The 21,227-nt window shown below is 65.1% G+C and carries 22 protein-coding genes; 17 read left to right on the top strand and 5 right to left on the bottom strand.

Annotated elements, in window-relative coordinates; all coding sequences use genetic code 11:
* Positions 1 to 118 precede the first annotated feature (118 nt).
* Together AX729_RS37530 and AX729_RS37525 are read right to left on the bottom strand one after the other, a co-directional pair.
* A complete protein-coding gene (locus AX729_RS37530) occupies positions 119 to 649 on the bottom strand; it encodes a DUF3617 domain-containing protein (RefSeq protein WP_061029904.1) in 531 nt (176 codons plus the stop codon).
* Between the two features lie 44 nt (positions 650 to 693).
* Complete coding sequence (locus AX729_RS37525; protein ID WP_061029902.1) at positions 694 to 987, bottom strand: hypothetical protein; 294 nt, start codon at positions 985 to 987, stop codon at positions 694 to 696.
* A 184-nt stretch (positions 988 to 1,171) separates the two neighbouring features.
* Between AX729_RS37525 and AX729_RS37520 the strand changes: the two genes are divergently transcribed.
* From AX729_RS37520 to AX729_RS37505, 4 genes are all read left to right on the top strand, one after another.
* Positions 1,172 to 1,633, top strand: coding sequence for a hypothetical protein (locus tag AX729_RS37520; RefSeq protein ID WP_061029913.1), 462 nt, complete (start codon positions 1,172 to 1,174; stop codon positions 1,631 to 1,633).
* A gap of 120 nt (positions 1,634 to 1,753) precedes the next feature.
* Positions 1,754 to 2,446, top strand: a complete 693-nt coding sequence (locus AX729_RS37515) for a ribonuclease T2 family protein (protein WP_061029900.1) — start codon at positions 1,754 to 1,756, stop codon at positions 2,444 to 2,446.
* A gap of 143 nt (positions 2,447 to 2,589) precedes the next feature.
* A complete protein-coding gene (locus AX729_RS37510; RefSeq protein ID WP_061029899.1) occupies positions 2,590 to 3,450 on the top strand; it encodes a 23S rRNA (adenine(2030)-N(6))-methyltransferase RlmJ in 861 nt (286 codons plus the stop codon).
* A gap of 252 nt (positions 3,451 to 3,702) precedes the next feature.
* A complete protein-coding gene (locus tag AX729_RS37505; protein ID WP_008544396.1) occupies positions 3,703 to 3,918 on the top strand; it encodes a cold-shock protein in 216 nt (71 codons plus the stop codon).
* A gap of 171 nt (positions 3,919 to 4,089) precedes the next feature.
* Here the strand turns inward: AX729_RS37505 and AX729_RS37500 are convergent, their stop codons facing one another.
* Entirely contained in the window at positions 4,090 to 4,713 is a 624-nt protein-coding gene (locus AX729_RS37500; protein WP_061029897.1) for an outer membrane protein, read from the bottom strand.
* A gap of 251 nt (positions 4,714 to 4,964) precedes the next feature.
* On the opposite strand from AX729_RS37500, the gene uvrC reads away from it, so the two are divergent.
* The 7 genes from uvrC (at position 4,965) to AX729_RS37465 (ending at position 11,319) form a co-directional block, all read left to right on the top strand.
* Complete coding sequence (uvrC, locus tag AX729_RS37495; RefSeq protein WP_061029895.1) at positions 4,965 to 7,019, top strand: excinuclease ABC subunit UvrC; 2,055 nt, start codon at positions 4,965 to 4,967, stop codon at positions 7,017 to 7,019.
* 97 nt (positions 7,020 to 7,116) lie between these two features.
* On the top strand, positions 7,117 to 7,734 hold the full coding sequence (gene pgsA, locus AX729_RS37490; RefSeq protein ID WP_061029893.1) for a CDP-diacylglycerol--glycerol-3-phosphate 3-phosphatidyltransferase: 618 nt from the start codon (positions 7,117 to 7,119) through the stop codon (positions 7,732 to 7,734).
* Entirely contained in the window at positions 7,731 to 7,982 is a 252-nt protein-coding gene (moaD, locus tag AX729_RS37485; protein WP_061029890.1) for a molybdopterin converting factor subunit 1, read from the top strand. The genes pgsA and moaD overlap by 4 nt, the downstream gene beginning before the upstream one ends.
* Positions 7,983 to 8,084: 102 nt before the next feature.
* Positions 8,085 to 8,552: a molybdenum cofactor biosynthesis protein MoaE gene (locus tag AX729_RS37480; RefSeq protein ID WP_061029888.1), complete on the top strand. Its 468-nt coding sequence runs from the start codon at positions 8,085 to 8,087 to the stop codon at positions 8,550 to 8,552.
* Positions 8,552 to 9,511 (top strand): 50S ribosomal protein L3 N(5)-glutamine methyltransferase, encoded by a 960-nt coding sequence (gene prmB / locus AX729_RS37475; protein WP_061029886.1) that lies wholly within the window; start codon positions 8,552 to 8,554, stop codon positions 9,509 to 9,511. The genes AX729_RS37480 and prmB overlap by 1 nt, the downstream gene beginning before the upstream one ends.
* 89 nt (positions 9,512 to 9,600) lie before the next feature.
* A complete protein-coding gene (locus AX729_RS37470) occupies positions 9,601 to 10,188 on the top strand; it encodes a phage holin family protein (RefSeq protein WP_061029883.1) in 588 nt (195 codons plus the stop codon).
* A complete protein-coding gene (locus AX729_RS37465) occupies positions 10,189 to 11,319 on the top strand; it encodes a YihY/virulence factor BrkB family protein (protein WP_061029881.1) in 1,131 nt (376 codons plus the stop codon).
* Between the two features lie 46 nt (positions 11,320 to 11,365).
* Here the strand turns inward: AX729_RS37465 and AX729_RS37460 are convergent, their stop codons facing one another.
* Positions 11,366 to 12,205, bottom strand: a complete 840-nt coding sequence (locus AX729_RS37460; protein ID WP_061029880.1) for a class I SAM-dependent methyltransferase — start codon at positions 12,203 to 12,205, stop codon at positions 11,366 to 11,368.
* A 272-nt stretch (positions 12,206 to 12,477) separates the two neighbouring features.
* On the opposite strand from AX729_RS37460, the gene AX729_RS37455 reads away from it, so the two are divergent.
* Positions 12,478 to 13,947 (top strand): EAL domain-containing protein, encoded by a 1,470-nt coding sequence (locus AX729_RS37455; protein WP_061029878.1) that lies wholly within the window; start codon positions 12,478 to 12,480, stop codon positions 13,945 to 13,947.
* 15 nt (positions 13,948 to 13,962) lie between these two features.
* Entirely contained in the window at positions 13,963 to 14,817 is an 855-nt protein-coding gene (locus AX729_RS37450; RefSeq protein ID WP_061029875.1) for a TIGR01459 family HAD-type hydrolase, read from the top strand.
* Between the two features lie 106 nt (positions 14,818 to 14,923).
* Here AX729_RS37450 and AX729_RS37445 read toward each other — a convergent pair whose 3' ends face one another.
* Positions 14,924 to 15,319, bottom strand: coding sequence for a response regulator (locus AX729_RS37445; RefSeq protein ID WP_008567674.1), 396 nt, complete (start codon positions 15,317 to 15,319; stop codon positions 14,924 to 14,926).
* A 229-nt stretch (positions 15,320 to 15,548) separates the two neighbouring features.
* On the opposite strand from AX729_RS37445, the gene AX729_RS37440 reads away from it, so the two are divergent.
* The 4 genes from AX729_RS37440 (at position 15,549) to AX729_RS37425 (ending at position 21,094) form a co-directional block, all read left to right on the top strand.
* Positions 15,549 to 16,520, top strand: coding sequence for a bifunctional riboflavin kinase/FAD synthetase (locus AX729_RS37440; protein WP_061029873.1), 972 nt, complete (start codon positions 15,549 to 15,551; stop codon positions 16,518 to 16,520).
* Positions 16,521 to 16,726: 206 nt separating this feature from the next.
* A complete protein-coding gene (gene ileS / locus AX729_RS37435) occupies positions 16,727 to 19,771 on the top strand; it encodes an isoleucine--tRNA ligase (protein WP_061029871.1) in 3,045 nt (1,014 codons plus the stop codon).
* 9 nt (positions 19,772 to 19,780) lie between these two features.
* Positions 19,781 to 20,275 (top strand): signal peptidase II, encoded by a 495-nt coding sequence (gene lspA / locus AX729_RS37430; protein WP_061029869.1) that lies wholly within the window; start codon positions 19,781 to 19,783, stop codon positions 20,273 to 20,275.
* A gap of 96 nt (positions 20,276 to 20,371) precedes the next feature.
* A complete protein-coding gene (locus AX729_RS37425; protein ID WP_061029867.1) occupies positions 20,372 to 21,094 on the top strand; it encodes a hypothetical protein in 723 nt (240 codons plus the stop codon).
* The last annotated feature ends 133 nt before the right edge of the window (positions 21,095 to 21,227 follow it).

The following is a 21,227-nucleotide window of genomic DNA, read 5'->3' as shown; positions in this document are numbered from 1 at the left end:
ACCTCCAGGCTCAACGAGCCTACTACAGGTGTCCACTCATTCGGAGGAAGTTCAGATCGCTCTTGCGATCCGGGTGGGGGTACAGGGGGAGCGCACTGACTCCCTGCCGCTTGCTCTCCTACTTCGGCAGCAGCGCCTTCAGCTTGTCCATGTCGCGCACGTTCATCTTGAAGCCGCCGGGCATCACGATGTCGCCGGGCTTCTGATCCGGCTTGCAGGCGCCCAGCCATTTGGCTTGCAGCGTCATGGTTCCATCGCGGCCGGCCGCGCCGGCGACGCCGCCTTTCGCATGCGAGGTGGTCTTCACCGTATAGGCCGAGTTGAAATCACCCGTGATCTCGGCATGCGAGGTCGTGCTGACGCCGGCGACGCTGCATTCGGAATCGCTGACATAGCCGGTCGCGGTCTTCTTGATCTCCTGCTTGGCGCAGACCTGCTTGGCCATCGGAGAGACGTTGTTGCTCATCTCCTTGTCGACGGTCTCGTCGGTGCAGTGCTGCATGGTCATTTCAGGGACGGGCGAGCCGGTCGTGACCAGCTTCATTTCCCACAGGCCGGCCTTGCGCACCGGCAAATCCTCGGCGCTGGCGCTGCCTGCCGACAACGCAAGGCAAAGCGTCGAGCCGAGCAAAGCGAGTTTGCGCGTCATGTGGATGGCTCCCGGCCGAAAGAATGCGGCGTTACGACAGCGTCTCAGTAGAGCGTGCGGATCGGCTGCGCGGCGGCGCCATAGGGCACCCAGCGGCAGGAGAACGAGACATAACCGCCGTCAGAGGGCTGCACCGCGAGGAACTTCACGACCTTGCCGTAGCGCGCGCAATGATCGACCGCGACCTGGCGCGCATCGACCTGCATCGCCATGGAATAGGCGATGATGCCGCCGGTGTCGTTGCCCTTGAACGGCGGCACAGGAAGGAGATCGGCGCGCGCCGACTGGCTCGCCATCATACCCAGGGCAAGAAGGCCCGCGGCCGCAATGATTCGCATTCCCGTCACTCCAATTGGCTGAGCGCCAGTGTACGGTGCCGGGATGGAAGTGAAAAGAACCGAAGCCAGTCAGCGGGCATGTCCCGGTCAACTCCTGGCGAAGTGTTGCCGCGCTGCACTTGACCTCCCCCGGCCTTCGCGGCACCGTCCGACCTTCGCAAGACCTTAGCTGTCCGGATTGATCATGCGCGCCCCCTCCCTGAAATCGCTCCGCTTTGCCGCCGTGCTCGGCCTCATGTTCGGGGCGCTGTCGTTCGGCGAGGTCAGGGCCGCCAATCCGCTGGAGCTGAATTTCTGGCTGAACGGCCCCCGCTACGACGGCGCGGTCGCCGATTGCGACCGGGCGCTACCGACGATCGCCACCCAGTTCTGGGAAAAGGAAAGCTCGTTCTGGAACTCGTCGCTGAAGATCACGGCTTTCTCTGCCGTTCGCGAGGTCGCATTCCGCCCCTGGCAGTCCGACAACATTCCGCGCCGCTACTGCACCGGCGACGCCATGCTCAATGACGGCAAGGTGCGCAAGGTGCACTTCTCGATCATCGAGGACGGCGGCTTCGCCGGCTACGGCGACGGTGTCGAATGGTGCGTGGTCGGGGTTGACCGCAACTGGGCCTACAATCCGGCCTGCCGGGCCGCCAAGCCTTGATTTGAAGGGCGCCTGATTCGGGTGGATCGAGGCGGCAGACGACGGCCGACGAATTTTTGTTCTTGAAATGTTCCCATTGCCTGCTAGGCTGTATGCACAGTCTAGTTGAGGGGCGTCGTCATGTTTGATCCCAGATTGCGTTCGTTGTCCCGCTTGATGATCTCGCTGACTCTCGCCGCGGGGCTGGCCGTGCTCGCCGGTGGCGCCAAGGCCCAGGACAAGCGACAGAACGCGCCGGGCGAGTTCGATTTCTACGTGCTCGCGCTGTCATGGTCGCCTTCGTTCTGCGAGGAGGCGGCCGAACGCGGCGGCCGGTCACAGATGCAATGCGGCGGACGGCCCTACGCTTTCGTGGTGCATGGGCTGTGGCCGCAATATGAGAACGGTTTTCCGGAATATTGCCGGCGGCCGGCGCCGCGGCTGAACCGCAACATCGTCTCCTCGATGCTCGATTTGATGCCGGCGCCGGGCCTGATCTTCAACGAATGGGACAAGCATGGCACCTGCTCCGGGCTCGAGGGCCGCAGCTATTTCGAGATGATCAGGAAAGCGCGCGCCGCGATCAAGATCCCGGCCGACTATCTCGATCTGTCGCAGGCCAAGACCGTGGCGCCGGCGGAGGTCGAGGAGGCCTTCATCAAGGCCAACCCGGGTCTGAGCAACGCCGCCGTCTCGGTCACCTGCAACCGGACGCGGCTCTCCGAGGTTCGCATCTGCCTCAACAAGGACCTGCAATTCCGCGCCTGCGACGAGATCGAGCGCCGCGCCTGCCGCCGCGAGCAGGTGACCATGCCGCCGATCAGGGGCGGCTAGGCCGGCCATCTTCCGGGCGCGCGAAGTGCGAGCCCGGATCGATCGCCCCCGTACGTGGCAAAATCGATTTCGGGCCCTGTGCTGCGCACCACACCCGGAATGACGGGAGTTACTTTCACCGCGCGATGTCGTAACTCTCGGCCATGAACTACCGTCATGCCTTCCACGCCGGCAGCTTCGCCGATGTCATCAAGCACATCGTGCTGGCGCGCATCCTCACTTATCTGCAGGACAAGCCGGCGGCGTTCCGCGTCATCGACACCCATGCCGGCGCCGGGCTCTACGACCTCGACAGCGACGAGGCGCGCCGCAGTGGCGAGTGGCTGACCGGCATCGCGCGGCTGATGCAGGCACGCCTGTCGAACGAGACCGCGGCACTGACCAAGCCCTATCTCGACATCGTGCGCGCCTTCAATCCGAAAGGCGAGCTCAAGGCGTATCCGGGCTCGCCGTTGATCGCGCGCGGCCTGCTGCGGCCGCAGGACCGCCTCGTCGCCTGCGAGATCGAGCCGAAGGCGCGGAAAGCGCTGATCGACGTACTGCGCCGCGACGAACAGGCGCGTGTGGTCGATCTCGACGGCTGGATGGCGCTGCCGGCCTTCGTGCCGCCGAAGGAGCGGCGCGGCCTCGTGCTGATCGATCCGCCCTTCGAGGCGAAGGACGAGTTCGAACGGCTCGGCGAAGCCTTCTCGGCGGCCTTCGCAAAATGGCCGACCGGTATCTACGTAATTTGGTATCCGGCCAAGAACCGGCGTGCCACCGACACGCTGGCCCAAACCGTCGCGCGGCTCGCAGCTGCAGCAAAACCGCCCGGGAAATGTCTGCGCCTCGAATTCAGCGTCGCGCCGCAGCTCGATGGCGCCGCCCTCACCTCCACGGGTCTCCTGATCGTCAACCCGCCGTATACGCTGCACGGCGAGCTCAAGACCATCCTGCCCGAGCTGGAAATGCCGCTCGGCCAGGGTGGAGCTGCCAGATTCCGATTGGAGATGCCGAGGCCATAACGCTCCGGCATTCTTGGGAAAAATATGCAGGAACGGTAGTCAATCTGCGACGAACCGTATTATGCTGTTTCCGTGACTGGCTTTACGTTCCGCTTCCGCGAATGGTTGCGGCGGAGTGAAGGCCCTAAGAAAGATCCCGCCGGACCGATGAGGTCCGTCCAAGGATGGCCAGCTCCCGGGCTCCGTAAGGCCCGGTCATGTCGTGACGTGAGTCTGCGTCACGACGGAGGAGCAATGAGGGGGAGTTTCCCGATGGCCATGACGGGAACGGTCAAGTTCTTCAACGGCGAGCGCGGCTACGGCTTCATCAAGCCTGACGACGGCGGTCGCGACGTCTTCGTTCACATCACCGCTGTGGAGCGGGCGGGACTGAAGGACCTTGCCGAAGGACAGCGTATTACTTTCGAAGTCGAGCCGGACAAGAAGGGGAAGGGGCCGAAGGCGGTCAATCTGGTAATCCTCTCCTAAGGCGCGATGCGATCTGGATGTATCGTCATCGCGCTTGAGGTTGTTGGTTGAGCATGATCTTTCCGGAAGACCGCTGCGCAGTTTTCCCGATCATGCCTCGGCGCGCCCGACGCAAAAAAATCCCGGCCGCGAACGGCCGGGAGGCTGATCCGATATTTTCTTCTCGATATGTCAGAAGCGATAGTTCACGCCTGCGCGGACGACGCTGGCGCTGTAGCCGTTTGACACGCCCGTGATTGCGAACTGGCTCGTCGACAGATCGATGTAGAGATATTCGAGCTTGACGCTCCAGTTCGACGCAAGGCCGACTTCCGCGCCGGCGCCAATGGTCCAGCCCGCGGTGGTGTGCGACTCCGTCCAGCCGAAGGTCTGCCCGCGCAGCTCGCCGAAGGCGAGGCCGGCGGTACCGTAGAACAGCACGTTGCTGAACGCATAGCCCGCGCGGCCGCGCAGGGTGCCAAACCACGGGTTGGAGAATTTCCACGGCGCGAAGGTGTCGTCGGCGCCGGTCGCCTGGATGTCGCCCTCGACACCGAACACCCACGGGCCATTCTGGAAATTGTAGCCGGCTTGCACACCGCCGACGAAGCCCGATGGCTTCGAGGGGTTGTTGTCGACCGAGCCCCATTCATAGCCGATGTTGCCGCCGAGATACGGGCCGGCCCAGCTATAGGCATTGAGCGGCTGATTGACGGTATAGGGCGCACGCTGCCCGTAATTGAGATCGGCGGCCTTTGCCGAAGCTGTCCAGCCGGCGGCAACCAACGCGGCCGCGCCCACAACGAGCCTCTTCATCACACACTCCAACGCAACTGCCGCAATCCGTTGCGATGACCCGCGCCGCCGCGCCGGCCCCGTCGCAAGGTTACGGAACCCCGAACTTTTCGCGTAGGATTTATCGAGAGTTTTAAGTTAAAGGGCTGTTAAGCCGGGTTACTGCGCTGTTAACAGGCTTAAGCAAGCGTTACCGGGAACTCGCCGCCCATCCTGTGCGTGCCGCGTGGGCGGAACTTCAAATCGGCACCCCCAGCGCCTAAATTCCCTCCATGGTTCACGATTCCTCCGACAATCCGGACGACCGCGCGCGCAAGTTGCCGCAGGCTGCTGCGAGCGACGCGCCGCCCGAGCTGGCAGCGCCGGACCTCGATCCCGCGGCAGCGGGCGCCGACGACGAGGACGAGGCGCTCCTGCCGGATATCCTCGAAGAGAGCGGCTCGGTCGGCGGGGAGCCGCTGGCGACCGGCCACGAGGCGATTGAGCGCGCGGTCCGGCTCGCTCCCACCTCGCCCGGCGTCTATCGCATGCTCAATGCGAACGCCGACGTGCTCTATGTCGGCAAGGCCAAGAACGTCAAAAAGCGCCTGTCCAACTACGCGCGCCAGAGTGCGCCGCAGCCGGCGCGCATCCTGCGCATGATCGCCGCGACCGTGACCGTGGAGATCGTCTCGACCACCACCGAGACCGAAGCGCTGCTGCTGGAAGCCAATCTCATCAAGCAGCTGCGGCCGCGCTTCAACGTGCAGCTGCGCGACGACAAGTCGTTTCCATACATCCTGATCACCGGCGACCATTGGGCGCCGCAGATCCTCAAGCATCGCGGCGCGCAGACCCGGCCGGGACGCTATTTCGGCCCGTTCGCGTCCGCCGGCGCCGTGAACCGCACCATCACCGCCCTGCAGCGCGCGTTCCTGATCCGATCGTGCACCGACTCCTTCTTCGAGAGCCGCACAAGGCCGTGCCTGCTCCATCAGATCCGCCGCTGCGCCGGCCCCTGCACCCGCGAGATCGATTTTCCGGGCTATACGACGCTCGTCCGCGAGGCGAGCGACTTCCTGTCCGGCAAGAGCCACGCGGTGAAGCAGGAGCTTGCTGGCGAGATGGAGAAAGCGGCCAATGAGCTCGAATTCGAGCGCGCCGCACTCTACCGCGACCGCCTCGCCGCCCTGTCGGCGATCCAGTCGCAGCAGGGCATCAATCCGCGCACGGTCGAAGAGGCCGACGTGTTCGCCATCCACCAGGAGGGCGGCTTCTCCTGCGTCGAAGTGTTCTTCTTCCGCACCGGCCAGAACTGGGGCAACCGCGCCTATTTTCCGCGTGCGGAAAAGACCTATACGCCTGATGAAGTGCTCGGCTCGTTCCTTGCCCAGTTCTACGACGACAAGCCGCCGCCCAGGAACATCCTGCTCTCGCACGAGATCGAGGAGTGCGAGCTGCTCGCCAACGCGCTGTCGATCAAGGCCGGGCACAAGGTCGAGGTCACTGCGCCCAAGCGCGGCGAGAAGAAGGAGCTGGTCACCCACGCGCTGACCAATGCGCGCGAGGCGCTCGGCCGCAAGCTCGCGGACACCGCGACGCAGAGCCGCCTGCTGGACGCCATGGCCGCGACGCTGAACCTGCCGCACCCGCCCAAGCGCATCGAGGTCTACGACAACAGCCATATCCAGGGCACCAATGCGGTCGGTGCGATGATCGTCGCGGGGCCCGATGGCTTCGTGAAGAATCAGTACCGCAAGTTCAACATCAAGTCGGAAGGACTGACGCCCGGCGACGACTACGCCATGATGCGCGAGGTGCTGGAACGCCGCTTCAAGCGCCTGATCAATCCGCCCGAGGATGGGGCAGCCAGGAAGGACGACGACTTCCCGCAATGGCCGGACCTCGTGATCATCGACGGCGGCCGTGGGCAGCTCAACGCGGTCCGCGAGATCTTTGCAAATCTCGGCCTGACCCAGGTGTCGCTGATGTCGGTCGCCAAGGGGCCGGACCGGGATGCCGGCCGCGAGACCCTGTTCATGCCGGACCGCGAAGCCATCAAGCTCGAGCCGCGCGATCCCGTGCTCTATTTCATCCAGCGTCTGCGCGATGAGGCCCACCGCTTCGTCATCGGCTCGCACCGCAAGCTGCGCAAGAAGGACATCCGCGAGGCCGGTTTGCAGGAGATCCCGGGCATCGGCCCGTCACGCAAACGTGCCTTGCTGCATCACTTCGGGACCCTGAAGGAGATCGAACGGGCCTCGATCGCCGATCTCGGCAAGGTTCCGGGGGTGAGCGCCGAGAGCGCCCGCAGGATTTTCGAGTATTTCCATCCCCAGCCGGGGTGAATTAAAGGGGACCGCAGTCATATGGTCGTCGTATCCCGCACCCCATCTGGGAAGCGGAACGGTTGACGTTCAGGCTCGAGCGGTATTGGTAGGACGAATGAACATCGCCACGACACGAGGGACGACCAGCCGCGCGATGTCCCTCCCCAACATCCTGACCTATGGCCGGATCGCCGCGATCCCGGTCGTGGTGGGATGCATCTATGCGCAGTCTATCCTGGATCAGCCGCTCTGGCTGCGCTGGCTCGCGGTCGGCATTTTCATCGCGGCCGGGGTGACCGATTACCTCGACGGCTATTACGCGCGGATCTGGAATCAGCAATCGGCATTCGGCCGCATGCTCGATCCGATCGCCGACAAGCTGCTGGTCGCCTCCTGCCTGCTGATGCTCGCCGCGGACGGCATCATCCATGGCTGGTCGTTGTGGGCCGCCATCGTGATCCTGTGCCGCGAGATCCTGGTCTCGGGCCTGCGCGAATATCTCGCCGCGCTCCGCGTCAGCGTCCCGGTGACCAAGCTTGCGAAGTGGAAGACCACGGTCCAGCTGGTCGCGATCGGCTTCCTGCTCGCCGGTCCGGCCGCCGACCAGGTGGTGCCCGTCGTCTCGATGATCGGTCTGGCGCTGCTGTGGGCCTCGGCGATCCTCACCATCTACACCGGCTACGACTATTTCCGCGCCGGCATCCATCACCTCATCAAGGAGGACGAGGGATGAAGGTGAAATATTTCGCCTGGGTGCGCGAGCGCGTCGGCAAGGCCGAAGAGACCATCGAGCCGCCCGCGAACGTGCGCACCGTCGAAGAGCTGATCGCCTGGCTGTCCGGCCGAAGCGAGGCTTACGCTTACGCCTTCGAGAAGCCGAAGGTGATCCGCGCCGCGATCGATCACGCCCATGTCAAGCAGGACGCCGCCATCGGGGGCGCTCGCGAGATCGCGTTCTTCCCGCCGATGACCGGCGGCTAGGCAGATGTTCTGGAACAGACCAGCGTATGAGCGTGCGGATTCCCTCACCCGCGCCTTCGGCGCGACCTCTCCCTGTGGGAGAGGTGTGGGAGCGGCTAGACCATGACCTGCCCCGTCACCATCCGCATCCAGGAAGACGATTTCGACATCGCGCGCGAGATCGCGATCCTGACCAAGAGCCGCACCGACATCGGCGCGGTCGTGAGCTTCTCCGGCATCTGCCGCGCCGACGATGACGGCGGCAAGGTCGCCGCGCTGACGCTCGAACATTATCCCGGCATGGCCGAGGAAGAGATCAGGCGTCATGCCGACGAGGCCATTTCGCGCTGGCCGCTCAACGGCATCACGGTGATCCACCGCGTCGGCCGCTTCATGCCGGGACAGAACATCGTGCTGGTACTGACCGCCTCGCAGCACCGACAGGCAGCGTTCCAGGCGGCCGAGTTCCTGATGGACTATCTCAAGACCAGTGCGCCGTTCTGGAAGAAGGAAGAGAGCGCCACCGGCACGGGCTGGGTCGAAGCCCACGCCCGCGACGACGAAGCCGCCGCGCGCTGGACGAAATCCTGATGGCAAAAACCTCCAAAAGAGCACCGCGCGGCCGCGCCGCGCCGAAGCTTGCGAAAGTCGGGCGCGGCGAGCTTCTCACGCTGCTCGACTTCGTCCGCTACGCGGTAAGCCGTTTCGTCGAAGCCAGGCTCGCTTTTGCCCACGGCACCACCGATCCGGTCGCGGAAGCCGCCTTCCTGGTCTGCGAGGCGCTGCATCTCAATCCCGAACAGTTCGAGGTCTTCGCCAATGCCCGCGTCACGGACGCGGAGAGCAAGATCCTGCTCGACCTGATCAACAAGCGCGTCACCACACGCAAGCCGGCCGCCTATCTCGTCAACAAGATCTATATGCGCGGCCTGCCCTTCTATGTCGACGAGCGCGTCATTGTTCCGCGCTCCTTCATCGGCGAGTTGCTGGACACGCATTTCGGCAGCGAGGGCGAGGCCGGCTCGCTGATCGACGACCCCACGGCCGTCACGCGCGTGCTCGACCTCTGCACGGGATCGGGATGCCTCGCCATCCTCGCCGCGCATCATTTCCCGAATGCCACGGTCGACGCCGTCGACGTCTCCAGGGGTGCTCTTGAAGTCGCCGCGCGCAATGTCGGCGCATACGGGCTCGAGGACCGGATCACCCTCTATCGCGGCGACCTGTTCGCCCCGCTCGGCGACAACAGATACGACCTGATCATCACGAACCCGCCTTACGTCGATGCCGAAGGCATGGCGGCGTTGCCGCCGGAGTGCCGGGCCGAGCCGAAGCTCGCCTTCGACGGCGGTGCCGACGGTCTGGACGTGATACGCCGCATCCTGCGCGATGCGCCCGATCACCTGACGCCGGACGGCGGGCTGATCTGCGAGATCGGTCGGGGCCGCGAGCTGGTCGACGAAGCCTTCCCGGAACTGCCGCTGCTCTGGCTGGACACCGAAGATTCCGAGGGCGAGGTGTTCTGGATCGCAGCCGCCGATCTCGGCTGATTCAGCCCGACGGATCACGCTCCGTCGGAACAAGTCAAATACCGCCACGTTCATCCCCGACCAGGTTCTCACTCTCGGAGGATGACCGCATGCTCGCGCCATCGGGCGAAATGCTGCGCGCCGGCATGGCGCTCAAGCTCAACCATCTCAAGCGCGCCATGCAGTCGTATCTGCGCGACCGCACCAGCCAGGCGACCGGACGCGTGACCTCCTATGCGGTCGCGGCCGGCCTGTTCGCCGTGGCCGGACTGTTCGTGGTCGCGACCTTCTTCGTCGGCCTGATCGCCCTCTACCGCTGGATCGCGATCACCTACGGGCAATTCTGGGGGTTTGGTGCCGTCGGCGCAGTGCTGCTGGTGCTGGCCGCGATTTGCGCCGGCGTCGCCATGGCGATGATGAAACGACCGACCAAGGCGATCGTGCCGCTTGCCAGCCGGATGCGGGTTGCGATCGCCACCCCGCGCATCCCGCGCGGAACTGTCAAGCAGGCCGTCAAGGAAGTCGCTACGACGATTCCTCTGGTGCCGCTCGCACCAGGCGAGCGTGGCCACGGCAGCATGGCCCGGGCCGTTCGCACCAACCGGCCCGTGCAGCTCGGCCTGATGCTCGCGGCGATTGGACTGGCGGGGTTCACGGCGGCGCGACGAAGGCGTCACGGTCGAAGATTGGACGCCTGAATGCTGGCGCGGCGCTCCGAACAGATCGACTCCTGGCTGCTGGTGGCGGCCACGGCCGTATTCGTGCTGACGGCGGAGCGCTACTTTCAGGACTCCGGCCTGATCCGGCCGGGGCCCCCGCAAGAGCGTCGCAAGGGCGATGCGAATTCACCGGAAACGCACCCGGCCGGTGCGGCAATGCAGCCCGGCCGGGGCCGCCGGGCGAAAAATCCGTTCGATATCCCCTGGGCGGGCTGGAAGGATATCTTCTGGCGGACATATCAGCGTACCGACGAGGATCGCCTGCTCGCGACGGCCGGGGGCGTCGTGTTTTTCGGGCTGCTCGCGATCTTCCCCGCGGTCACCGCGCTCGTTTCCTCCTACGGCCTGTTCGCCGATCCCGCGACGATCAGCGCCAATCTGCACACGCTTGCGACCATGCTGCCCGAGGGCTCGTTCCAGATCGTCGAGGAGCAGGTCGCGCGCGTGGTGTCGAACGGCAGTACGACGCTTGGGCTCACCTTCATCTTCGGGCTGCTGCTAGCGATCTGGAGCGCCAATGCCGGTGTCAAGGCGATCTTCGACGCCCTCAACGTCGCCTATGAGGAACGCGAGAAGCGCAGCTTCATCCGACTGAACATGGTGTCGCTGGCCTTCACCATCGGCGGCATCGTGGCGCTGCTGTTGATGGTAGGGGCCGTCGTCGCCTTCCCGCTCGCACTCAATCATCTCGGCATGGCGCCCGAAAGCAAGCTGATCGTGGCGCTGGCGCGATGGCCGCTGCTGTTCCTGATCCTGCTGGTGGCGCTCGCCATCCTCTACCGCTTCGCGCCCAGTCGCGACGCGCCGCGCTGGCAATGGCTGAGCCTCGGCGCCTTGACCGCAGCGATCCTCTGGATCGCCGGTTCGGCCCTGCTGTCCTGGTACCTCTCGGAATTCGCCAACTACAACGCGACCTACGGCTCTCTGGGCGCCGCGATCGGCCTGATGACCTGGATGTGGATGTCGGCGATCGTCATCATGTTCGGCGCCGAGCTGAATTCGGAGATCGAGCGGCAGACGCTGCGCGACACGACCACCGGGCGGGAGAGGCCGCTTGGCAGCCGCGAGGCCGTCTCGGCCGACACGGTCGGCGCCACCGCGCCATTTTGATGGGTGGCGGTCAGGCCGGAGGCCGGCCTGACCCACTCAGGCGATGTCAGCGCTTGGTGATCACGGCTTCCAGATATTCGCTGTGCACCACGATCGTGCCGTCGTCGGCGTGGTTGAACTCCTCGAGCAGCGCCAGGAGATCGCGCTTCAGCGCGGCCTGGCCGTTCTCGTCGAGCGCGGCAAACGCCTTCAACGTAGGCCCGTAAAAGGCCTTGAAGATTTCGAGCCAGTGGTCCGGCGAGCGATAGCGGAACACGAACATGCGCGGCTCGGCGGCGATCTCGGAGGCCTGGCTTGCGAACATCTCTTCAAGTCGCGCCGCCGTGCCCCAGAGCGCCGGCGACTTCACTCCCGCGGGCGGCGGTAAATGCTTGCCGATGGTCTTGAACAGCTGGCCGATGAAACCTTGCGGCGTCCAGTTGGCGAGACCGATCTTGCCGCCGGATCTGCAGACCCGCGCGAGCTCGGAGGCGGCCTTGTCCTGATCCGGCGTGAACATCACGCCGAAGGTCGAGAGCACGACGTCGTAGCTGGCGTCGGCAAACGGCAAGGCCTCGGCATCCGCCTCGCGGAACTCGACCATGAGATGTTCGGCCGCCGCGCGCTCCTGCCCGCGCTTGAGCAGCGCCGGCACATAGTCCGTGGACGTGACGTCGCACCAGCGCCGCGCCGCCGCCAGCGTCGCATTGCCGTTGCCGGCGGCGACATCGAGAACCTTGCTGCCGGCGCGCAGGTCGATCGCCTCACAGAGCTGTTCGCCGACGATCTGCAAGGTGGTCCCGACAACGGCATAGTCGCCCGACGACCAGGCGCCGTGCTGGCGCTGCTTGACGGCGGCAAGGTCGGGCTGGGCTATGGGCTGCTTGAGGGCTGCGGATGTCGACATGGGCAATCTCCTGGGGTTGAAAACGCCGGGAGGATAGGACGCATGCGGCTCGCTGGCCTTGAGAGCGGCGTTATTTTACGCTGAGAGCGCCTTGATTTCCCGACGGACAGAGGCGGCGGGCCTGACGCAGGCTGCCGGACAGTCACTATCCCCTCGAATCAACAAATGATGTTAGGGTCTTGCACGCTTGGGGGAGCATGAGGCGCGACGGGTTCGAACGCGACCCGTGTTTTCCCGGGTGAGGCAGTCAGCTCTTGAGGCGAACGCGCGGCATGATTCGCATTTCGACGATCTTCATCGCCATTTGCATGGTCCTGGTCGCGGCCTCGCTCGGGCTCGTGCTCTATTCGGTCGCCGGCATCAGTGGAACGGAATCGGCCATCGTGGCGCTGACCGCGCTGACCTTCCTGATCCTCTACAACGCGGTGTCGATGCGGATGCGCGACCGCAGCGACGTCGGTGGCCAGATCGCCGACCTCTCGCGGGGCACCGCCGACCTCGCTCGCCAGGTGGCCGAGTTCGGCCGCCGGCTTGCCGCCATCGAGGGCCGCATCGCCTCGTCCAATTCGACCAACTCCGACCGCATCCAGTCGGTCATCGGCGAGATCAACGAACTGGGCGGTTTGGTGAGGCAGCTCGCCACCACCGTGTCGGCCCATGAGGATCTGCTGGCCGGCAACGCGCCGGCTCCCGCCCCGGTCGCGAGGCCTGAGCCAGAGACGCAGATCGATCTGGCTGCCCCCTTGGAGGAGAAGCCGGTCGCCCCGCCGCCGCTTTCCGCACCGCCGCCACGGCCGGCGCCCGCGGTTCAGGCTCAAGCCGCCAACCCGGTTCAGACCGCCAATGGACGCAACCAGACCCAGTTGCTGGCGACGCTGCGCAATGCGATCGACGAGAACCGCGTCGACATATTCCTGCAGCCGATGGTGACGCTGCCGCAACGCAAGGTGCGGTTCTACGAGGCGGTGACGCGCCTGCGCGACGAGCGCGACCAGCTGATCGCCGCCGAGGAATTCATCGGCATCGCAGAGGCCTCTGGCCTGATCGGACGCATCGACAACATGGTGATGCTGCGCTGCGTGCAGGTGCTGCGGCGCCTGATGGTGCGCAACAAGGACGTCGGCGTGTTCTGCAACGTCGCGGCCTCCACGCTCGGCAATTCCACCACCTTCGCGCAATGCCTCGACTTCCTCGAAGCCAATCGGGCGCTGGCGCCCTCGCTGGTGCTGGAGTTCAAGCAGTCGACGTTCCGCAATCTCGGCCCGGCCGAGACCGAGAATCTCGCGGCGCTCGCCCAGCGCGGCTTCCGTTTCTCGATCGACCATGTCACGGATCTGCGCATCGAGCCGCGCGAGCTGGCCGATCGCGGGGTGCGCTTCATCAAGGTGCCGGCCACGCTGCTGCTCGACCCCAGGCAGGCCTCGACCTCGGACATCCACCCATCCGATCTCTCCGACCTGCTCGGCCGCTTCGGCATCGACCTGATCGCCGAGCGGATCGAAGGCGAGCGCGCTGTCGTGGACCTGCTCGACTATGACGTGCGGTTCGGACAGGGGTTCCTGTTCGCGCCGCCGCGGCCATTGCGACCGGAGGGGGCATCTGCTACCGCCGGGGCGCCGCCGAACCAGGCGAAAGACATTCAGGGACCTCATGGCTCCGGCACACCCAGCTCAGGCGCGACGTCCTCTGCGCCTCCGCCACAACGCATCACCGGCAACGCGGCGCTTGCGCGCCGCATCTGATCGGCCGCGCACATCATGACCACGCTGCATTTTGCCGAAGGCCTGCGCGAGCTCGTGGGCGGTGTTGACGTCGTGCTCAGCGACATCTGGGGCGTCGTCCATAACGGGCTGGAATCCTTTCCCGAAGCGTGCGAGGCGCTGCACACCTATCGCAGCCGCGGCGGTACGGTGATCCTGATCACCAACGCGCCGCGTCCGGCCGACTCCGTGCAGCGGCAATTGCGCAAGCTCGGTGTCCCCGATGAGACCTATGACGCGATCGTATCGTCAGGCGACCTGACGCGGCTCTATGTCGCCGAGCATCCCGGCCGGAAGATGTTCTGGCTCGGCCCCGAGCGCGACAGCTCGATCTACCGCGGCCTCAATGCGGTGACCGCGCCGCTGGAGGAAGCCGACTACATCGTCTGCACGGGCCTCTACGACGACGAGACCGAGACGGCGGAAGACTATCGCGGCATGATGCTGAAGGCGCGCGAGCGCAAGCTGACCTTGGTCTGCGCCAACCCCGACATCGTGGTGGAACGCGGCGACCGGCTGATCTATTGCGCCGGCGCGATCGCGGAACTCTACCGCGAGCTCGGCGGCGAGGTGATCTTCTACGGCAAGCCGCACCGGCCGATCTACGAGCGCGCGATGGCGCTCGCCGGAGAACGCCAAGGCTACCAGATCGACCGGAAAAAGGTGCTTGCGATCGGCGACTCCGTCCGCACCGACCTGACCGGCGCGCGCGAATTCGGCATCGACTGCCTGTTCGTGACCCGCGGCATCCATGCCGAGGAGTTCGAAGGCCTCGACCAGCTCGATCCGAATTCGGTGCTGGAATTGTTCGGCCACCCGCCGAAGGCGCTGATGCGCGAATTGAAGTGGTGATCTGATCGCCAATCCGGGGCAGCGCGCAGCACTGGACCCGGAATGACGCAGAAAGCCCGGGACAAGCCCGGGCCTTCCGATCGAGCTGAAAGCTTCAGCGTGCGCCTTACGCGCTCGCCATGTCCGGGAAGACCGCCTCGATCTTGGTCTTCAGCGTCGCCGCGTTGAACGGCTTGACGATGTAATTGTTCACACCGGCCTTCTTGGCCGCGATCACGTTCTCGGTCTTCGATTCCGCCGTGATCATGATGAACGGCGTGGTGGCGAGGTTCGGATCCGCGCGGACTTCGCGCAGGAGATCGTAGCCCGTCATCGGCTCCATGTTCCAGTCGGAAATCACGAGCCCGTATTTCTTGCCGCGCATCTTGTTCAGCGCTGCCGAACCGTCGCTGGCATCATCGATGTTCTCGAAGCCAAGCTGCTTCAGCAGATTCCGGATGATACGGATCATGGTGCTGTAGTCATCCACCACCAGAACCGGCATCGACAAATCAACCGCCATCTCGACTCCCCCAACGCAAACCAGGAATATTAGGACCGGACCTGCCTGGCCGGAGCCCGGCAGTTCCACGTCTCAAGGACTAGCATCAAGGCGTTAAACAGCGCGTTAACTGCGGACGCCCCCAAAGGACTGAAATCGCGCGTTCGATGTCCGCACTCCCACCGCTTGACTTCGCCGGGCGGGTCGCGCCACGGTCCGGGCCGGTCCTGCCCCTTCGAGAATTCCCCTGATGCCCCCGCCTTTTACCGTTATCCGCGATACGACGCCGGATTCCGCGATTCCGAGGGGCGCCGTGGTCGCCATGGGCAATTTCGACGGCGTTCATCTTGGCCATCGGGCCGTGATCGCGGCAGCCCTGGAGATGGGCCGGACGCATGGCCGCCCTGCCCTGGCTCTGACCTTCGAGCCGCATCCGCGGCGGTTTTTCAGCCCCAACACCCCACAATTCCGCCTGACGGACGAGCGGGCCAAGCTGCGGCTTTTGGCCGGCACCGGGCTCGCCGGCGCCGTGGTCATGACCTTCGACAAGGCGCGTGCCGGTACCAGCGCGCAAGATTTCATTCACCATGACCTGATCGGGCGTCTCGGCGTCAGCGGCATCGCGGTCGGCTACGACTTCCATTTCGGCAAGGGACGGGTCGGCTCGCCGAGCCTCCTCGTCAACGAGGCGCCCCGGCTCGGCATCGAGGTCGACGTGCAGCCGCATGTCGATATCGACGAGCGTCCCGTCTCCTCCAGCGCGATCCGGATCGCCCTCGCCGAGGGCCAGCTCGACGAAGCCACGACCATGCTGGGCGCGCCCTGGTTCATCACCGGCGAGGTCATCCATGGCGAAAAGCGCGGCCGCGATCTCGGCTATCCCACGGCCAATATCCGCCTGGATGCCAATTGCGGCCTCAAGCACGGCATTTACGCGGTGCGGGTCGGCCGGGGCACCGAGCGTCTGGACGGGGTGGCCAGCTTCGGCCGCCGCCCGACCTTCGACAATGGCGCCCCGCTCCTGGAGATCTTCCTGTTCGACTTCAAGGGCGACCTCTACGGGCAGCTCCTCGACTGCGCCTTCATCGGCTTCATCCGCGAGGAGCTGAAATTCGACAGCCTGGAGGCCCTGATCCGCCAGATGGACGACGATTCCGCCCGCGCCCGCGCCATGCTCGCCGCCGCCCCGGACGCCTTTCCGAGGCTGGGCATCGTCGATTGAGCCCGAAACCGGGCCACCCGAACCTTTGCGCTTCCCTTGGCCCCCTGCTATGGAGAGCCGCATGTTTGCGCGGCGCATCATAGGGATTAGCGGCCCGGCTTCCGCCTGAGCCTGAGGGCTCGGCGCAAGACCGGGATGTCGTCGTTTCACCCCGCGATTACCCTATCGCCATCCGTTTTCCGCGCCCTTCCGAGCCAGTCAGCCTCATGTCCGAAAAGCCGCAAAAGTCCCAGAAGTCCGAAGCCAAAGACTATTCGAAGACCCTGTTCCTGCCGCAGACCGAATTCCCGATGCGTGCGGGCCTGCCGCAGCGCGAGCCGGAGATCCTCAAGCGCTGGTACGACATCGGCCTCTACGAAAAGCTGCGCGAAAGCGCGAAGGGCCGCGCCAAGTTCGTGCTGCATGACGGCCCGCCCTACGCCAACGGCAACATCCATATCGGCACGGCGCTGAACAAGATCCTGAAGGATCTCGTCACCAAGAGCCAGCAGATGCTCGGCTTCGATTCCAACTATGTGCCGGGCTGGGACTGCCACGGCCTGCCGATCGAGTGGAAGGTCGAGGAGGAGCACTACCGCAAGAAGGGCAAGCAGAAGCCCGACTTCCGCGACAGCGCCGCGATGATCGATTTCCGGAAAGAGTGCCGCGCCTATGCCACCCACTGGCTCGGCGTGCAGCGAGAGGAGTTCAAGCGCCTGGGCGTGATCGGCGACTGGGACCATCCCTACGCCACCATGAGCTATCCCGCCGAAGCCCAGATCGCACGCGAGCTGATGAAGTTCGCCGCCAACGGCACGCTCTATCGCGGCTCCAAGCCGGTGATGTGGAGCGTGGTCGAGAAGACCGCGCTGGCCGAAGCCGAAGTGGAGTACGAGGACCACACCTCCGATACGGTGTGGGTGAAATTCCCGGTGACCTCGCCCGCGCACGGTGCGCTCTCCTCCGCAAGCGTCGTGATCTGGACCACCACGCCCTGGACCCTGCCCGGCAACCGCGCCATCTCTTTCTCACCGAAGATCGCCTATGGCCTGTACAAGGTCACGGACGCGCCTGCCGACAATTGGGCCAAGACCGGCGATCTCCTCATCCTCGCCGACGCGCTCGCGGCTGAGGTGTTCAAGCAGGCACGCGTGACGGCCTATGAGAAGGTCCGCGAGGTTCCCGGCGACACGATGGACGCGATCGAATGCGCTCATCCGCTGAAGGGGCTTGCCGGCGGCTACGACTTCATCGTGCCGCTGCTGCCCGGCGACCACGTCACCGACGATACCGGTACCGGTTTCGTGCACACTGCGCCCGGCCATGGCCGGGAGGACTTCGATGTCTGGATGGCGCAGGGGCGCGACCTCGATGCGCGCGGCATCAACACCGCGATCCCCTACACCGTCGACGAGAACGGCGCCTACACCGATCATGCGCCGGGCTTTGTCGGCAAGCGCGTCATCAATGACAAGGGCGAGAAGGGCGATGCCAACGAGGCCGTGATCAAGGCGCTCGTGGAAAAAGGCATGCTGCTCGCGCGCGGCCGGCTGAAGCATCAATATCCGCACTCCTGGCGCTCCAAGAAGCCGGTGATCTTCCGCAATACGCCGCAATGGTTCATCGCGATGGACAAGCCGATTGTGGACGCCCCGGGCAAAGCCGGGGCTACGGACATCGCGACGGGCGGCAAGACCCAGAGCGGCGACACGCTGCGCGCCCGCGCGCTGCACGCGATCTCGGTGACGCAATGGGTGCCGCCCTCGGGCGAGAACCGTATCAACGGCATGATCGAGGCCCGCCCCGACTGGGTGATCTCGCGCCAGCGCGCCTGGGGCGTGCCGATCGCCGTGTTCGTGCGCGAGAAGGGCGACGGCTCCGCCGAGATCCTCCAGGACGAGGCCGTCAATGCGCGCATCGGCGAGGCCTTCGAGAAAGAAGGCGCAGACGCCTGGTACGCGAAGGGCGCACGCGAGCGCTTCCTCGGGGCGCGCGCGAACGAAGACTGGCAGAAGGTCGACGACATTCTCGACGTCTGGTTCGATTCCGGCTCGACCCACGCCTTCGTGCTCGAAGCCCCCGTGCATTTCCCGGGGCTATCAGGCATCAAGCGCAAGGTCGACGGCGGCACCGACACGGTGATGTACCTGGAAGGCTCGGACCAGCACCGCGGCTGGTTCCACTCCTCGCTGCTGGAAAGCTGCGGCACGCGCGGACGCGCGCCCTACGACATCGTGCTGACCCACGGCTTCACCCAGGCCGAGGACGGCCGCAAGATGTCGAAGTCGCTCGGCAACACCATCGAGCCGCAGGCGGTCATCAAGGAGTCCGGCGCCGACATCCTGAGGCTCTGGGTCGCGTCCTGCGACTACACCGACGATCAGCGCATCGGACCCGAGATCCTGAAGAACACCGTCGAGACCTATCGCAAGCTGCGCAACACCGTGCGCTGGATGCTGGGCACGCTGCATCACTACAAGCCGGCCGACGCGGTCACGCCCGCCGAGATGCCCGAGCTGGAGCGCCTGATGCTGCACGAGCTCGCGGTGCGCGCCGCCGCGATCGGCAAGGCCTATCGGGAGTTCGACTACAAGAGCGTTGTCGCGATCCTGTCCGCCTTCCTCAACAGCGAGCTGTCGGCGTTCTATTTCGACATCCGCAAGGACACGCTTTACTGCGACCCGCCGTCGTCCCTGACGCGCAAGGCCGCGCTGACGACCATCGACCTGTTGTGCGCCTCGATCCTGAAATGGCTGGCGCCGATCCTCAGCTTCACCGCGGAGGAAGCATGGCGCATGTACCGGCCCGACGCCGAGCCGTCCGTGCATCTGACACTGTTCCCGACCGATCTCGAAGACCTGCGCGACGACAAGCTCGCCGCAAAGTGGGAGACGATCCGCAACGTTCGCCGCGTCGTCACCGGGGCGCTCGAGCTTGAACGCGCGGCCAAGAACATCGGCTCCTCGCTGGAAGCCTCGCCAGTGATCTATGTCGCCGACCGCGACATGCTGATGATGCTGTTCGACACCGATCTCGCCGAGATCTGCATCACCTCGAACTACGAGGTACGGGAGGGCGAGGCGCCGGCTTCGGCGTTCCGTCTCGATGCCGTGCCCGGCGTCGCGGTCGTGGTGGAGAAGGCGGTCGGCACCAAATGCGCCCGCTCCTGGAAGATTTCGCCGATGGTCGGCGAAGACCCCGAATATCCCGACGTCACCCCTCGCGATGCGAAGGCGCTGCGCGAATGGAAGGCGCTGGGGGTGAGCGTCTGATCCCCGACCATGACCCCGCTCCGCGCCGGCATCCTCACGGCCCTGGTCACGCTGGCGGCCGACCAGGCCTCGAAGCTCTGGCTCTTGAACGTGTTCGAACTCGCCCGTCGTGGCGCAGTTCGGGTGACGCCGTTCTTCGACCTGGTGCTGGCCTGGAACATCGGCATCAGCTTCGGCTGGCTCCAGAACGACAGCCAGGCGGCACAGCTGGCGCTGATGGCCGTCAAAGGTATCGCGGTGGTCGCGCTGGCGATCTGGATGGCCCGCTCGCACACCATGCTTGCGACCGTCGCGCTCGGCCTGATCATCGGCGGCGCCCTCGGTAACGGCATCGACCGTCTGGCCTATGGCGCGGTGGTCGATTTCGCCCTGTTTCACATCGAGATCGCTGGAAAAACCTATAATTGGTATGTGTTTAACCTCGCCGATGTGGCCATCGTTGCTGGGGTGGCAGCGCTATTGTATGATTCCTTTCTGGGAGCACCCGCCGCAAAAGCGCCCTGATCCCGGCCGATACGGACCGGCAGGCGGAACCTGCTTGTGCGACGGTTGGAGCCGCAAGCGAGCGGCAATCTGCCACAATATGGAACAGGTAAAGTGATGCGCAGCTCGAAGACCAGCGGTTCGATGGTTCGAGACACCCGATGGGGGTTCTGGCGGGTTTTGAAGTTGTCCGCTGTCGCGCTCGGCATCGGTCTCGTCATGTCGACCGGCGCGGCTCGCGCCGCTGACGATGACGAGGAAGACGATATGACCTTCGAAGAGAGGCTCATCGATAATCTGATGTCCGGCATCGGTGCCAAGAGCATGGAGAAGAAGGGCATCGAATACCGCGAGCGCTCGCCGCTGGTCGTGCCGCCCAAGCTCGATCTGCCGCCGCCTGCGACCGAAGTTAAGGCTGCACCTAACTGGCCCAAGGACCCCGAAGAAAAGCGCCGCAAGGAGGCCATCGCCGCGCGGAAGAAGGCCACCAAGGCAACGGAGAACTGGCAGGCCGCCCAGCCGCTGACGCCCGCCGAGATGAAGTCCGGCCAGGTCGCCGCAGCGCCCCGCACGAGCAACGATCCGATTCAGCCGGGCACCAACAGCAACCCCTCGCTGAGCCCCGCCGAGCTCGGTTTCACCGGTGGTCTGTGGAACATGATGAAGGGCGGCAACGGCACCGAGTCCAAGCCGTTCACGTCGGAGCCGCCGCGCCAGTCGCTGGTCGAGCCGCCGCCGGGCTACCAGACGCCGTCGCCGAACTACGCCTATGGCGCTGGACCGGACAAATCGCGGCGGATGTACTACGACATCATGTCCGGCAAGGATAAGGAACAATAGCGTTCCGTCCACTGCGACAACCTGCCCAAAGCGAAGCCGGCGCAGGAGTCTGCCTGCAGGCCCGGCGCAGCCGTATATTGCCTATCAGTAACTTGCCCAAGAGTTGCGTTCTCTGCTTCGTGACGCGAAGCCT

The sequence above is a fragment of the Bradyrhizobium sp. CCH5-F6 genome, from assembly GCF_001556045.1.
Lineage (GTDB): Bacteria > Pseudomonadota > Alphaproteobacteria > Rhizobiales > Xanthobacteraceae > Bradyrhizobium.
Note: the sequence above shows the minus strand (reverse complement) of the source record. Positions and strands in the feature narration are given on the sequence as shown.